The organism is Streptomyces sp. NPDC094034 (genome assembly GCF_040303865.1).
Taxonomy (GTDB): domain Bacteria; phylum Actinomycetota; class Actinomycetes; order Streptomycetales; family Streptomycetaceae; genus Streptomyces.
Genome location: NZ_JBEOUD010000020.1, coordinates 79754 through 94654, shown reverse-complemented (window position 1 = coordinate 94654; position 14901 = coordinate 79754). Strand labels below are relative to the sequence as shown.

Here is a 14901-nt window from a genome sequence, read left to right as displayed (position 1 = left end):
CTTCACTTGGTGAGGGTGAGGGTGTCGATGTCGAACAGGGAGCCCGCGCCGCCGGTGAAGGAGAGGAACAGCGCTCCGGAGGCGGCGGTACCGGTCAGGGCGGTGGAGACGGTGGTGAAGGTCTCCCAGCCGCCGGTGGGCTGGACGGCGACGGAGCCGAGCAGTGCGCCCGTCGCCGAACCGGAGCGAATCTGGATGGTGCCGCCCGCGCCGCCCGAGGAGACCTTCGCGCTGAAGGTCTTGGTCCCGGCCGTCGGCACGGACGCGTATCCCGCCCAGTCACCGTTGTCGATGTAGCCGAGCGTCTTGCCGCCGCTGGCCGGGGCATGGTCGGCGATCTGGACGCCCTGGGACGAGGTGTACGACTCCCCCTCCACCGTCTGGCTGGTGGCACCGGTGCCGGTGGCGAAGGTGAAGGCGTCCACGTCGAAGAGGTTGCCCTGTCCCGTGGGTCCCTTGAAGACGAGGAACAACTCCGTTGTCCCGGCCGGTGCGTTGGTCAGATTGGCGGAGACGTCGGTGAAGGTCTCCCAGCCGCCGGTGTTCGGTACGGTCACCGTGCCGAGCAGCGTGCCGGTGGCCGATCCGGTACGTACCTCGATCGTGCCGCCGGGGCCGGCGGAGGAGACCCGGGCCGTGATCTTGTTGGCGTTCCCCACCGCGTAGGGCTTGAAGGAGATCCAGTCGCCGTTGTCGGTGAAGCCGACGGTGTTGCCGCCCTCGGCGGGGCCGTGCGCGGCCACCTGGATGCCGGACTGGGCCGAGAAGTGCTCGGCCTGCCGGTGGCGGGGCTGGAGGATACGGGCGCTGTGTGTGGTCAGTCCCGCCGTGTCGGTGTACTCGGCGTCGAAGACACCGTAGATATTGGCGGCGCTGTCGTGCTCACCGTCGGTCGGCACCGCGATCGTGCCGGTGCAGCCGTTCTTCGAGGTGATCGCGTGACGGTGCTCGTCATGGCCCAGGAGATAGGTGACCTTGACCTTCGCGCAGTCGATGGCACCGTCCTCGGGGTCGGTGACGGTGACGGTGAAGGGCACGGTGTCACCGAAGGAGAACAGCTCACCGTCCTTGGGGACGGTGAGATTGACGGTCGGCGCGGTGTTGCCCGCCGTCACCACCAGGCTCGCCGAGCCGGTGAGCCCCTCCGGGTCCTTGACCGTCAGCGTCGGCCGGAAGGTCCCCTTGGTGGTGTAGGTGTGGGAGGGGTTGGCCTGGGTGGAGGTGGAGCCGTCGCCGAAGTCCCAGGCGTAGGTGAGGGCCTTGCCCTCGGGGTCGGAGCTGCCCTGCGAGGAGAACGCGACGGTCAGGGGGGTGGGCCCGGAGGTCTTGTCCGCCGCCGCGACGGCGACCGGATTGCGGTTGCTGCCGGCCAGGTATTCGACGCGATAGAGGGCCTGGTTACCGGCGCCGGTGCCGTAGTCGAGCACATACAGCGCGCCGTCCGGGCCGAAGGCCTGGTCCATGACCTGGGTGCCGGTCCAGGGGAAGGCCTCGATGACGCCGGGGGATCCGTCGGCCTTCACCTCGATGGCCTTGATCCACTTGCGGCCGTACTCACCGGCGAAGAAGCGGCCGTCGAGGGACTGCGGGAACTTCACACTTGAGTTCAGATTCGCGTCGTAGCGGTAGACCGGTCCGCCCATGGGTGATTCGGAGCCGCCGCCGAACTCGGGCGGGGAGCCGGCGTCGCCGCCGTACCTGATCCAGCTCGGCTTGGCCGGGGGCAGCGTGGCCTGGCCCGTGTTGCGGAAGGAGTTGTTGGCCGGGCCTCCGGCGCAGTTGTACTTCGCCCCGGTGGGACCGCTCGGGAAGGTGTACTCGCCGTAGGTCTCGGCGGCGGTGTTCGTGCCGGTGCAGTACGGCCAGCCGTAGTTGCCGGGTGCGGTGATGCGGTTGAACTCGACCTGACCGCTGGGTCCCCGCCCGCCCCCGTCGGTGCCTCCGGCGTCGGGTCCGTAGTCGCCGAGGTAGACGATCCCGGTGGCCTTGTCGACCGACATCCGGAAGGGGTTGCGGAAGCCCATCGCGTAGATCTCGGGGCGGGTCTGCGCGGTACCGGGGGCGAAGAGGTTCCCGGCCGGGATCGTGTAGCCGCCGGCGGCCGTCGGCTTGATCCTGAGGACCTTGCCGCGCAGGTCGTTGGTGTTGCCGGAGGAGCGCTGGGCGTCGAACTGCGGGTTGCGGTCGGTCCGTTCGTCGATCGGTGAGTAGCCGCTCGACTCGAACGGGTTGGTGTCGTCACCGGTGGTCAGATAGAGGTTCCCGGCGGCGTCGAAGTCGATGTCCCCGCCGACGTGGCAGCACTGGCCGCGGTCGTTGGGCACTTCGAGGACGACCTTCTCGCTGGCCATATCGAGGGTGCCGTCGGTCTTCAGGGTGAACCGGGAGAGATTGAGATGGCCCTTCCACGGCTCGAAGGAGGCGGCCGAGCCGGTGACCGGGGCGTCGCCGCCAGGGGTGTTCAGCTTGGGTGAGTAGTACAGGTAGAGATAGCGGTTGGAGGAGAAGCCGGGGTCGGCGGCTATGCCCTGGAGCCCTTCCTCGTCATGGGTGTAGACGTCGAGCTTCCCGGCCGTCTTGGTGTTGCCCGCGGCGTCGGTGAATCGCACCGTGCCGTCGCGAGCGGTATGCACGACCGCGCGGTCCGGCAGCACCGCGAGCGACATGGCCTCGCCCAACTCGGCTGGCCCGAGCGCCAGTTGCACCTGCTGGTAGTCGCCGGGCGGAATGACCGCGGGGGCGGCGGGCGCGGCGGCCGCCATGGCGGCGGAGTCGGGGGCGGGGGCGCCCGCGGCGGGTCCTGTGACGGCACCGCCCGCGACGATCAACGCGAGAGCGGTGAGCCATCTCGACCATGTCCGCCTCCGTTTCGGCGGCCCTGACAGTGCTGACGGTCCAGACATGGAGCTTCCTTCCTGACCTGGTGGGGGGCGTGAGCCAGGCATGCGGGCACGCGAAACCACGCTGCCGTCTCACTGGGTGCGAAGCCTGCGTGCGCGGGTGATGTCCCGTCACCCGTGGTGCAGTGGAATCGTTCTGGCGGAGTGTTTCGGTGCGGCATCGACGGATTGCGAAAACTCGCGAGAGTTTTGCATGCTGGCAACGCCGCCATAATTTGTCAAGGCCGTGTCAAAATCCCGGTCGCGCCCCGGGAGCCCGTTCGGGCACGCCCCCGGGCGCCCCCCTCGGCGCACGGCGGGAAGTGGCTGATCCACTCATCCTTTGGGAGGAAGCGCCTGGTGTCCTCGCTCCCCCCGGCGTCCGGACACCGGCATCTGCGCTTGTATGCGATGAATGGACCACATCACTTTTCTTGTGACGGTGGTGATCTTGACCGCTCTGGCGTTCGACTTCACCAACGGATTCCATGACACCGCGAACGCGATGGCGACCTCGATCGCCACCGGAGCGCTGCGCCCCAAGGTCGCCGTACTGATCAGCGGTGTACTGAATCTCGCGGGCGCGTTCCTCTCCACCGAAGTCGCCAGAACGATCTCCGGCGGCATCGTGAACGACGCCCTGGTCACGCCGGGCATGGTCTTCGCCGGGCTGATCGGTGCCATTCTGTGGAATCTCACCACCTGGCTGCTCGGACTGCCCTCCAGTTCCTCGCACGCGCTGTTCGGGGGGCTGATCGGCGCCGTGTGGGTGGGCGCGGGGCGCGACGCCGTACATTTCGACGAGGTGATCGAGAAGATCGTTCTTCCGGCGGTCGCCTCACCGGTGGTGGCCGGGATCGCCGCCCTCGCGGCCACCTATTTCGCCTACCGGCTGACCGTCCGGGGCCGGGGCGCCTCCGTCGACCGGGGGTTCCGGCTGGGGCAGGTCGTCTCCGCCTCGATGGTCTCGCTGGCGCACGGCACCAATGACGCCCAGAAGACCATGGGCGTCATCACTCTCACCCTGATCTCCGTGGGGGCGCTGGCGCCGGGCTCGGGACCACCGCTCTGGGTGATCGGCTCGGCCGGGCTGGCCATCGCCCTCGGTACCTATCTCGGCGGCTGGCGGATCATCAGGACCATGGGCCGGGGCCTCACCGATATCCGCGCCCCCCAGGGGTTCGCCGCCGAGTCGTCCGCCACGACCGTGATCCTCACCTCCGCCCATCTGGGCTTCGCCCTCTCCACCACCCAGGTCTGCTCAGGTGCGATCCTCGGCGCGGGCCTCGGCCGGCGGCTGGCCGAGGTCCGCTGGGGAATCGCGGGGCGGATGCTCATCGCCTGGTGCATCACCCTGCCGGCCGCGGCGGCCGTCGGCGCGCTCGCCGCCGTGATGGTCGTCCACGGCGGAACCATCGGCACCATCGTCATCGCCCTGGCCGCCGCGGCCGTGGCCGTCTTCATCGTGATCGTCTCCCGGCGGCATCCCGTCACTCCGGGCAATGTCAACGAGGAGCGCACCGTGACCGTCCGCTCGGGAGCCGCCAGGGCGAAGGCCTGAAGGGAGCAGGGACCGCATGGCTGTGAACTGGAACGACCTCGGGGAAGTGGCCCTCGTCAGCATCGGCGCCACCGTGGGGGTCGTGATCGTCTTCTCACTGGGCGTGCGTGCCCTGACACCACGGGACGTGAACGGCGTGCGGCCCAGGGACGGGGCCCGGGTCCGTCCGCCGACCGCGGGGGCGAAGGCCGTCGCCGCGCTCTGCTTCCTCGCCTGCGCGGCGGCGGTCGCGTACGGGCTCTATCTGATCGTCCCTCAGTTTCACTGAGCGGCCCCGCCCGAGGCGCCGCCCGCGTCCTCGCCCGGGGGTACGCCGACGCAGACGCTCTGCCCCTTGGGCGAGGAGCACGGCAGATGGCCATGCGTACGGACCACGTCCTGGCCGCTGCCGCGCAGCAGATAGTTGAGGAAGCTGGACACAAGGGAATCGGCGGGCGGATTCCCGTAGGTGTACGCGTACTCGATCTCCCGGAACGAATAGGTACTGTCGGCGATGGTGTCCACGGAGGCGTACTGTCCGTCCAGACTCAGCGGATGCAGCCCCTTCGGCATGCTGCCCGAGCGCAGCTCGGTGTACCCGATGGCCCCCGGAGTGGCGGCCACGGTGGACAGGACCCGGTCCGTCCTGTCCAGTTCGCAGCGGAAGACCCGGGCGCGCCCGTCGTCCTTCCGGCGGCAGTCGGCCGAGGAGACGGCCTGCTCGAACTCACCGCCGAGCACGGTGCGCTGGAAGATGTCACGGGTCCCCGAGCCGGATTTCCGGCTGGCGAGGATAATGGGCAGATCGGGACCGCCGAGCTCGGGCGCGTTCCATCGCGTGAGGTCACCGCGGTAGACGCGGCGCACCTGATCGGCCGTCAGACCGGGCAGCTCGACCGAGTCGTTGACGACCAGGGTGTAGACGGAGACGGCGACCGGGTTCTCCCGCAGCCGGGGAAAGCCGTCGGTCTTGGGGCCGTCGGAGAGGGCGATGAGCGCGGGTGACCCGCCCTTCGCGGCGGCGCCGCGCTCGTTGAGCTCCTGGATGCCCTCGCGACTGCTGTGCGAGTCGACGCGCACGGTGGAACCGGCGCAGTCCTTCTCGTACTTGTCCGCGAGTTCCTGGGCGACCAGGTTGAAAGCGGTGGAGCCGGTGATGGTCAGCTCGCCCGTCGCGCACCCCATCGGCGGCCGGACGTCGTCGCGTACGACGATGATCGAGGCGAGCGCGACCACACAGACGGTCAGCAGCACGATGATCAGCCGGGAGGCCCTGCTGAACACGGGCAGGGCGTCGTCGGGCGTCATACCGCGGTTCGGGTAGATCCCGCCGTCCCTGATGCCGCCGGTGACCTGTATCGCGTCGCCGACCTGACCCCCGGTGAGCAGGACGAGCAGTTTGAAGTACTGGCCGCGGTTGAGCGGCACCCGGGGCAGATAGACGCTGTCGTCGGCGTAGCGCAGCCCGGCGGACGGGGTGAAGTGGTCGAGCAGATGGTCGGCTCCGCCCGGTGCGGTGACCGCGATGCCCCGGATCGTGCGGGAGGTGAACTCCGCTGTCAGACCGTGGAGTTCGCGTCCGGTGTAGTCGGCGTCCGCGATGCTCTGGGAGCCGTCGTTCTCGATGCGCAGCAGGACGAGTGTGGCGTCGGAGAGCTGCGGGTTGTCCTGGAAGAGGCCGAGCCTGACCCCGGCCCGGCCGGTGCGCTCGGCGCTGCTCACCGGGGTGTCCAGCTGGACCCGGTAGCCGATGCGGGTGCGCCGTGGTACGCGCCGCTCGTACCAGAGCACCCCCAGTGAAGCGACGATACCGAGGACCGCGGTACCGATAGCGATGATGTTTTCCGCGCTGAGCCATTCCATGGCCGTGCGCCCCCCTCGAAAAACCCGGACTCGAACAAGCGACCGATGATGAAATCGTCCGGTCACCGTACGGTCGCCGTGGGCGACGGGCCGCCCACTTCGCTGCTCCGTGTGTCCTCGTTCACCAAAGGTTCAGCGGGGCGGCGAAGACCCGGTCCTCATGTGGGCGCGTTCGCGGAACGATTCATAGGTCCATCCCGCACTTACCCAAAGCCCCCCTTTGCGGTTATCCATGGGGGGAGGCTCGTGGGAGAGGCTCGCCATTCCTGTGCGTACCCCTCCCCGGAGGCCTCACCCCGATTCCCGCGAGGAGGGGATGATGGATACCGCCACACCGGTCTCCGAGGGCAACGCGACTCCCGGCGGAGAGAACGAGACAGAAGACCCGACGGTCCATATCCTCTGGATCAACGCGGGTCTGAGCTGCGACGGGGACTCCGTATCACTCACCGCGGCCAGCCAGCCGAGCATCGAGGAAATCGCCCTCGGCGCCCTTCCCGGACTGCCCAAGGTGGCGGTGCACTGGCCCCTGATCGATTTCGAGTGCGGCCCCGTGCAGGGCGCCGACAATTTCGTCGAATGGTTCTTCAAGGCGGACCGCGGGGAGATCGAACCCTTCGTGCTCGTCATCGAGGGATCCATTCCGAATGAATCGATCAAGCGCGAAGGCTATTGGTGTGGATTCGGCGACGATCCCGAGACCGGGCAGCCGATCACCACCAGTGAGTGGATCGACCGGCTCGCCCCCAAGGCGCTGGCGGTCGTGGCCATCGGCACCTGCGCCACGTACGGCGGCATCCACGCCATGGAGGGCAACCCCACCGGTGCGATGGGGGTGCCCGACTATCTGGGCTGGGACTGGAAGTCCGGGGCGGGCATCCCGATCGTCTGCATCCCCGGCTGTCCGGTCCACCCGGACAACGCCTCGGAGACTCTGCTGTATCTGCTCTACCAGGCCGCCGGATCCGCGCCGATGATCCCGCTCGACGAACAACTGCGCCCGACCTGGCTGTTCGGCGCGACCGTCCACGAGGGATGCGACCGGGCCGGCTACTACGAGCAGGGCCAGTTCGCGACCGAGTACGGCTCACCGCAGTGTCTGGTGAAACTGGGCTGCTGGGGCCCGGTCGTCAAGTGCAATGTCCCCAAGCGCGGCTGGATCAACGGCGTCGGCGGCTGCCCCAATGTCGGCGGCATCTGTATCGCCTGCACGATGCCCGGCTTCCCGGACAAGTTCATGCCCTTCATGGACGAGCCACCGGGCGGCCATGTGTCGGCGGCGGCCAGCGGGGCCTACGGCAAGGTCATCCGCAAGCTGCGCGGAGTCACGGCCAGGACCGTCGACAAGGAACCGAAGTGGCGGCGCAAGGGCGACAAGGTCCTGACCGGCTACCAGCCCCCGTGGTGAACCCCTCCGCGTGGTGAACCAGCCCCGTGGTCGAGTCCCGCGAACCCCGCGATCCATCCCCGCGAGCCCCGCGATCCATCCCCGTGGTCCCACCTCGTGGTCCCACCCCGTGGTGATCCGTTCCCCCCACCGTTGAGGAAAGGTGCGCACCCCATGGCGCCGACGACGAAGCGAGCCAAGGACAGCAACGGCCTGATGGAGATGTCCTGGGATCCGATCACCCGGATCGTGGGCAGCCTCGGTATCCACACGAAGATCGACTTCAAGCAGAAGCGGGTGGCCGAGTGCTACAGCACCTCGTCCGTCTTCCGCGGCTACAGCGTCTTCATGCGGGGCAAGGACCCCCGGGACGCGCACTTCATCACCAGCCGGATCTGCGGCATCTGCGGCGACAACCACGCGACCTGCTCGGTGTACACGCAGAACATGGCGTACGGCGTGAAGCCCCCGCACCTCGGCGAGTGGATCATCAACCTCGGCGAGGCCGCGGAGTACATGTTCGACCACAACATCTTCCAGGAGAACCTGGTCGGGGTGGACTACTGCGAGAAGATGGTCCGCGAGACCAACCCCGGCGTCCTGGAGCTCGCCGAGCGCACCGAGGCCCCCCACGCGGGCGACCACGGCTACCGCACCATCGCGGACATCATGCGCTCGCTCAACCCGCTGGAGGGCGAGTTCTACCGTGAGGCGCTCCAGGTCAGCCGGGAGACCCGGGAGATGTTCTGTCTGATGGAGGGGCGGCATGTCCACCCCTCCACGCTCTACCCCGGCGGCGTCGGAACCGTGGCCACCATCCAGCTGTTCACGGACTATCTGACCCGGCTGACGCGCTACGTGGAGTTCATGAAGCGCGTCGTCCCGCTCCACGACGATCTGTTCGACTTCTTCTACGAGGCGCTGCCCGGGTACGAGGAGGTCGGCCGGCGGCGGGTGCTGCTGGGCTGCTGGGGCGCGTTCAACGACCCGGAGCACTGCGACTTCACCTACCGGAACATGTCCGACTGGGGACGGCGCATGTTCGTCACACCGGGCATCATCGTCGACGGCAAGCTCATCACCAACGATCTCGTCGACATCAACCTCGGCATCCGGATCCTGCTCGGCAGCTCGTACTACGACGACTGGGCGGGCCAGGAGAAGTTCGTCGAGCGCGACCCGCTGGGCAACCCGGTGGACGAACGCCATCCGTGGAACCAGCACACCATCCCCGCACCGCAGAAGCGGAACTTCGAGGACAAGTACAGCTGGGTGATGTCGCCGCGCTGGTTCGACGGTACGCAGCACCTCGCCCTGGACACCGGCGGCGGCCCCCTCGCCCGGCTCTGGTCCACCGCCCTGTCGGGACTGGTCGACTTCGGCTACGTGCGGTCGACCGGACACAGCGTCGAGATCAATCTGCCGCGCACCATGACCAAGCCGGAGACCACCTTCGAGTGGCGGATCCCCCAGTGGAGCAACGCGCTGGAGCGCAACCGCGCGCGCACCTACTTCCAGGCCTACGCCGCCGCCTGCGCGCTGCACTTCGCCGAGCGGGCGATGGAGGAGGTCCGCACCGGTCACACCCAGACCTGGGAGAGCTTCGACGTACCGGACGAGTCGATCGGCGTCGGCTTCAGCGAGGCGGTACGCGGTGTGCTCTCCCACCACATGGTGATCAGGGACGGCAAGATCGCCAACTACCACCCGTACCCGCCCACTCCGTGGAACGCCAGCGTGCGTGACTCCTACGGCACACCGGGCCCGTACGAGGACGCGGTGCAGAACACCCCGATCTTCGAGGAGAACCCCCCGGACTCCTTCAAGGGCATCGACATCATGCGGGCGGTGCGCAGCTTCGACCCGTGTCTGCCGTGCGGCGTCCATATGTACGTCGGCGGTGGCAGGACCATCCAGGAGACACATATGCCCACCGGGCTCAGCGGGCTCGCCGGCTGAGCCACCCGGATCCACCCCGAGGGCCGTCCCAGCGGAGGAAAGGCACCGTGACATGGCAGCAACGGCCAAGGAGCGGCAGACGGGTGAGCATATCGCCGCGCTGCTCGATGATCTCGGCAGATCGATGGGGCCCGCGGGGCGCGATCTCGCGGACGAACTCGTGCACAGCATCGTCGAGTTCTACGGGTGCGGGCTGGCCCGTGTCGTCGAGCTGCTGCGCGACGCGCCGGAGGGCACCGACCCGCTGACCCTGCTCGGCGGTGACGAACTCGTCGGCGGACTGCTGGTGCTGCACGACCTCCACCCCGAGGACACGCTGACCCGGGTGGGGCGGGCACTGGACGAGGTCCGCCCGTATCTGGGGTCGCACGCGGGCGATGTGGACATCGCCGGGATCGACCCGGAGGGTGACGAGGGAGCGGACGGACTCACCCTCCGGCTGCGGCTGCGGGGCAGCTGTGACGGCTGTCCGTCCTCCGCCCAGACCGTGCGCTGGACGATCGAGGAGGCCGTGGCCCGGCGCGTCCCCGAGATCTCGACGGTGGAGGTGGAGGGCGTGACGGAGGAACAGCCGCGGACGAGGCTCCTCCAGATCACGACCCGGCCCCCGGACGCGCCGACCGGTGACACCCCCGAACGCGCGGTGCCGGCCGACGGCATCCCGCCGACGGGCGCGGCGGCCGAGTGGCAGTCGCTGACGCGGCTGCCGGCTCTCGCCGACGGCGAGTCCACCGTGTACGAGAGCGCGGGCACCATCCCGTTGCTGCTCATCCGGCTGCCCGGCAATCTGTACGCGTACCGCGACCACTGTCCCGGCTGTGCGGGCCGGCTGGGCGGGGCGAGGGTGGACGGCGAACGGCTGCGCTGTCCGTCCTGCGCGGCGGAGTACGACATCCGGCGGGCCGGACTGGGCGAGCGCGGCCATCTGGAGCCCGTACCGCTGCTGGAGGAGAACGGCTCCGTACGGGTGGCGCTGCCGGGCATCCTGCTGGGGACGGGGACATGACGGCCCGGCGCGCCGCGGCCGGGGGCGCCCCCGGCACAGCGGAGCAGACCACGGGAGGGCGGGGCGCGAGACCGCGGCCCCTCGACGGACCGGGCGCCCGGTCGGCCCCGGCCGGGCTGCGCGGGTTCACCCGCCGCCCGCCGCCCGCGCGGGAACGCTGCGAGCTGTGCGCCGAGCCGCTGTCCGGTGAGCACCGGCATCTGGTCGACACCCGTAAGCGGTCACTGATGTGCGCCTGCACCGGCTGCTATCTGCTGTTCACCCGGCCGGGCGCGGGGGCGGGCCATTTCCGCGCGGTGCCCGACCGGTATCTGAAGGACCCGGACTTCACCCTGGACGAGGAGAGCTGGAACCGGCTCCAGATCCCGGTCGGTCTCGCCTTCTTCTTCCGCAACTCCGCGCTGGACCGGCCGGCCGCGTTCTACCCCAGCCCCGCGGGCGCCACGGAGAGCGAGCTGGATCCGGGGACCTGGCGCGATGTGCTCGGCCACAGCCGGCTGGCGGCGCTGCTGCGGCCGGACACCGAGGCGTTGCTGATCCGGCGCGAGCGCGACGCGGAGGGGCTGGGCCCGGGTGACTGCTATCTGGTGCCCATCGACGCCTGTTACGAGCTGGTGGGCCGGATGCGGCTGCACTGGCAGGGGTTCGACGGCGGCGCCGAGGCACGCGCGGATCTGACGGAGTTCTTCGCCCGGGTCCGGGCCAAGGCCCGCCCGCCGGCCCAGGAGGAGGACGGCCCATGACCGAGCTGGAGTTCTCCTGTCTCGATGTACGGCCGGAGCCGTACGGCGCCGGCCCGACCCTGCTGTTCCGGCTGCGGATCGAGGCGGCCGACGGGGCGCGGGTGCACGCCCTGGCGCTGCGCTGCCAGCTCCGGATCGAGCCCGTCCAACGGCGTTACACCCCGGCCGAGATGGAGATGCTCGGCGATCTCTTCGGCGAGCCCGACCGGTGGAGCAGCACCCTCAAACCACTCCAGTTCGCCCATGCGTCGGTGACCGTGCCTGGCTTCACGGGCGCCACCGAGATCGAGCTGCCGGTGGCCTGTACGTACGACATGGAGGTGGCGTCCGCCAAGTACTTCCGTGCCCTCGCGGACGGTGAGATCCCACTCCTGCTGCTGTTCTCCGGCACGGTCTTCACCGGTGAGCGCGGCTTCACGGCGGAGCCGGTCCCCTGGCACAAGGAGACCGCCTTCCGGCTGCCGGTCAAGGTCTGGCAGAACATGATCGAGCAGTACTTCCCCGGCTCGGGCTGGCTGCGGGTGCGTGACGACTGTCTGGAATCCCTGCGCCGCTATCGCTCACGGCGGGCCCTGCCCTCCTGGGAACGGGTCTTCGAGGAGCTGCTGCGCACCGCCGAAGGAGGGCAGCCATGACCGGGAACGCCGCGGACCGGGTGACGGCGGGCTTCACCGAGGCCCGCCGGGTCGCGGACGCGCTGCTGTTCGAGGGGTATGTGCTGTATCCGTACCGCGCCTCCGCTCGGAAGAACCAACTGCGCTGGCAGTTCGGCGTGTTGGTGCCGCCGGCCTGGGGCGACGCGAACGGGGAGCACGCCTGGCAGCGTACGGAATGCCTCCTGGAGCCCCGCGGCGCCGACCGGCTCCTCGTGGAGCTGCGCTTCCTCCATGTGCGCCGCCGTTCGGTCGAGCGCCTGTCGCCGGACGGCGAGAGCTGGACCGAGGTGGCCGAACTCGACCTGCCCGACCGGGTGCTGGTGCCCTGGGACGAGGGCGAGGAGGAGCGCGTCGAACTCGACGTACCGCTCGGCCGGCTCACCGGGGAGGGGCACACGCTGCGGTTCGAGCTGCCGGGCGGGGTGGAGCACGAGCCGGTGCACGGCGGCGCGGCCCGGGTCGTCGGACGTCTGGTACGCCACAGCCGGCCGCTGGCGGGCGAGATCCGGCTCACCACCGAGCCGCTGCCCGGTCCCTACGGGGCGCTGCGGCTGACCGCGACCGTACACAATGTGTCCACCTGGGCACCCGGCCCGCGCGAGCGGGACGATCGTGAATCCGCCCTGCCGCACAGCCTGATCGGGGCGCATCTGCTGCTGGGGCTGCCGGGCGGACGGTTCCTGTCGATGGCCGATCCGCCGGAGTGGGCCCGGCCGGCGGCGCGTACCTGCCGTAATGAACACACCTGGCCGGCGCTCGCCCGCGGGGAGGGCCGGGACGAGGTCATGCTGTCGTCGCCGATCATCCTCGACGACCATCCCGAGGTCGCGGCGGAGAGTCCGGGTCCGCTCTACGACGCCACCGAGATCGACGAGATCCTCTCGCTGCGTACGGCCGCGCTCACCGAACGGGAGAAGCGCGAGGCGCGCGGGACGGATGCCCGCGCCGCCGAGGTGATCGATCTGGTGGACGGTATGCCGGCCGAGGTGTGGGAGCGGCTGCACGGCGCGATCCGCGGACTGCGCGAGGTGACCGGCGAGTTGACGAGGGGTCCGGCCGCGCGTACCACGGCCGGTGACGTCCCCGGCGGGGCGCTGTCCTCGGACGACCCCGGTATCGATCTGGCCGTCATGCCGCCGTCCGCCCTGTCCCCCACCACCGGGCTCCGGCTGCCCACCGGCCCAGGACTGCCCTGGTGGGACCCCGCCCAGGACGCGGCATCGGCGCCGGGCAAGGGCGCGGTCACCGTTGACGGACAGGTCCTCGCCGCCGGGAGCAGGGTGCTGCTCCAGCCGGGACAGCGCAGGTCCGACGCCCAGGACATCTTCCTCGCGGGGCGCCCGGCGACGGTCGAGGCGGTGCTGGAGGACTTCGACGGCGAGACCCATATCGCGGTCACCGTGGACGGGGATCCGGGCACCGATGTACGGCGCGAGCAGGGCCGGTTCCTCTACTTCCGCCCCGACGAGGTGGAACCCCTGGTGGAAGCCGTGCCGGATGCCCTGCCGGATCCCCTGGCCAATCCCGTGCCGGAGCCCGCCCGGGCGCCCGCGACGGACGGCGAAGGAAGGGGCTGACATGGCCACCACGGACTCCGTCTCCGTACCGCTGCCGGACAGTTCGCAGGGCAGGACCCTGATCGCGGGCATCGGCAATGTCTTCCTCGGCGACGACGGGTTCGGCGTCGAGGCCGTCCGCAGGCTGACCGGCCGGCCGCTGCCGCCCGGCGTCGATCTCATGGACGCGGGCATCCGGGGGGTCCATCTGGCCTACCGGCTGCTGGACGGCTACCGCAGACTCGTCCTGGTCGACACCGTCGACCGCGGCGCTCCCCCGGGAACGGTCTATGTGATCGAGGTGGACCCGGCGGACACCGCACCGGAAGGGGCACCGCCCGCCCGACTGGACGGGCACGGGATGGACCCGGCGGCGGTGCTCAGGCTGGTCAGGGATCTGCACGCCGGGGCGGGCGGCACCCTCCCCGAGCATGTGCAGGTGGTCGGCTGCCAGCCGCTCTCGGCCGAGGAGGGCATCGGGCTGAGCGAGCCGGTGGCCGCCGCCGTCGGACCGGCGGCGGACCTCGTACTCGACCTCGTACGGCGCCCGCCGGGCGCGGTCCCCAGCACGGCACACCGAAGGAGATGAGTTCCATGCACTCGACGCGTCCGATGAAGGGGATGGACCACACCAAGGACGCCGACCTGACCTGGTTGTGGGTCTGCACCGGGGTGGTCATGGCCGCAGTGGCGTACGAGACGGCGAAATCCGTGCCCGACCTGCGCCGCTATCTGCGCATGCGGCGCATGTGACGAACCGGCCGGCGGGCGGGTCAGTGAGTGGGCGGGTCAGTGAGCGGGCGGGTCAGTGAGCGGGCGGGTGCCCGGACAGCGGCCGTGCTCCGACGTCGCTCCCGGCGAGATCCGGGCCGTTCAGCTGGATGTAGCGCTCCAGGAACAGATGGAGCGAGCTGTGCAGTTCCCCCAACCGGACGAACCACAGCGCCAGACTCATCGACCCGGCCGCGGTGATCTCGTACTCGCGGCGGGCCGGCCCGGAGGCCGACGCCCGCCATTGGGAGGAGATCTGGCCGCATCTCTCCATGCCGCGCAGCAGCCGGTACACATGCGCGGATTCGGCCTCGGCCCAGCCGAACGCGCCGAGCCGCTGGGTCAGTTCGTATCCGTGTCCGGGCCGTTCGGACAGCAGCAGCAGGATGACGGGGGTCATCAGAGCCCGGCGTTCGGTGTCGTGCGTCGTCATGGCGGCGATCTCCTGCGGGTGGCCGTGCGACGGTGCGGTGAGTGGCCCCTTCCCACGCTAACCAGCCCGGTCCGACCGGGCCAGCCGTCGCCGGCGGCGCGACCGGGG

Annotated in this window: 13 protein-coding genes; 10 read left to right on the top strand and 3 right to left on the bottom strand. The window is 69.9% G+C overall.

Annotated features, from left to right (window positions below; translation table 11 throughout):
* Positions 1-2 precede the first annotated feature (2 nt).
* Entirely contained in the window at positions 3-2903 is a 2901-nt protein-coding gene (locus tag ABTZ59_RS19620) for a carbohydrate-binding protein (RefSeq protein WP_351403407.1), read from the bottom strand.
* Positions 2904-3294: 391 nt separating this feature from the next.
* Between ABTZ59_RS19620 and ABTZ59_RS19615 the strand changes: the two genes are divergently transcribed.
* On the top strand, positions 3295-4440 hold the full coding sequence (locus ABTZ59_RS19615; protein WP_351403402.1) for an inorganic phosphate transporter: 1146 nt from the start codon (positions 3295-3297) through the stop codon (positions 4438-4440).
* Between the two features lie 16 nt (positions 4441-4456).
* Complete coding sequence (locus tag ABTZ59_RS19610; protein ID WP_351403395.1) at positions 4457-4708, top strand: hypothetical protein; 252 nt, start codon at positions 4457-4459, stop codon at positions 4706-4708.
* Here ABTZ59_RS19610 and ABTZ59_RS19605 read toward each other — a convergent pair.
* Positions 4702-6282: a substrate-binding domain-containing protein gene (locus tag ABTZ59_RS19605; RefSeq protein WP_351403390.1), complete on the bottom strand. Its 1581-nt coding sequence runs from the start codon at positions 6280-6282 to the stop codon at positions 4702-4704. The two genes, ABTZ59_RS19610 and ABTZ59_RS19605, sit on opposite strands and share 7 nt — an antisense overlap.
* A 319-nt stretch (positions 6283-6601) precedes the next feature.
* Between ABTZ59_RS19605 and ABTZ59_RS19600 the strand changes: the two genes are divergently transcribed.
* From ABTZ59_RS19600 to ABTZ59_RS19565, 8 genes are all read left to right on the top strand, one after another.
* Positions 6602-7690, top strand: coding sequence for an NADH-quinone oxidoreductase subunit B family protein (locus ABTZ59_RS19600; RefSeq protein ID WP_249950459.1), 1089 nt, complete (start codon positions 6602-6604; stop codon positions 7688-7690).
* A 153-nt stretch (positions 7691-7843) separates the two neighbouring features.
* A complete protein-coding gene (locus ABTZ59_RS19595; protein ID WP_351403383.1) occupies positions 7844-9628 on the top strand; it encodes a nickel-dependent hydrogenase large subunit in 1785 nt (594 codons plus the stop codon).
* Positions 9629-9680: 52 nt separating this feature from the next.
* Positions 9681-10634: a NifU-related iron-sulfur-binding protein gene (locus tag ABTZ59_RS19590; RefSeq protein WP_351403376.1), complete on the top strand. Its 954-nt coding sequence runs from the start codon at positions 9681-9683 to the stop codon at positions 10632-10634.
* Positions 10631-11377 (top strand): DUF5947 family protein, encoded by a 747-nt coding sequence (locus ABTZ59_RS19585; RefSeq protein WP_351403368.1) that lies wholly within the window; start codon positions 10631-10633, stop codon positions 11375-11377. Before ABTZ59_RS19590 ends, ABTZ59_RS19585 begins: the two co-directional genes overlap by 4 nt.
* The gene (locus ABTZ59_RS19580; protein ID WP_351403364.1) at positions 11374-12012 is read left to right on the top strand and encodes a DUF6084 family protein; all 639 of its coding nucleotides are present in this window, start codon (positions 11374-11376) and stop codon (positions 12010-12012) included. Before ABTZ59_RS19585 ends, ABTZ59_RS19580 begins: the two co-directional genes overlap by 4 nt.
* Positions 12009-13610 carry a hypothetical protein gene (locus tag ABTZ59_RS19575; RefSeq protein WP_351403357.1) on the top strand — a complete coding sequence of 534 codons (1602 nt, stop codon included), beginning with the start codon at positions 12009-12011 and terminating at the stop codon, positions 13608-13610. Before ABTZ59_RS19580 ends, ABTZ59_RS19575 begins: the two co-directional genes overlap by 4 nt.
* A 1-nt stretch (position 13611) precedes the next feature.
* Positions 13612-14178, top strand: a complete 567-nt coding sequence (locus ABTZ59_RS19570; RefSeq protein WP_351403353.1) for a hydrogenase maturation protease — start codon at positions 13612-13614, stop codon at positions 14176-14178.
* Between the two features lie 5 nt (positions 14179-14183).
* Entirely contained in the window at positions 14184-14342 is a 159-nt protein-coding gene (locus ABTZ59_RS19565) for a DUF6893 family small protein (RefSeq protein WP_351403347.1), read from the top strand.
* A gap of 52 nt (positions 14343-14394) precedes the next feature.
* Here ABTZ59_RS19565 and ABTZ59_RS19560 read toward each other — a convergent pair whose 3' ends face one another.
* Complete coding sequence (locus tag ABTZ59_RS19560; protein ID WP_351403343.1) at positions 14395-14793, bottom strand: helix-turn-helix transcriptional regulator; 399 nt, start codon at positions 14791-14793, stop codon at positions 14395-14397.
* Between the last annotated feature and the right edge of the window lie 108 nt (positions 14794-14901).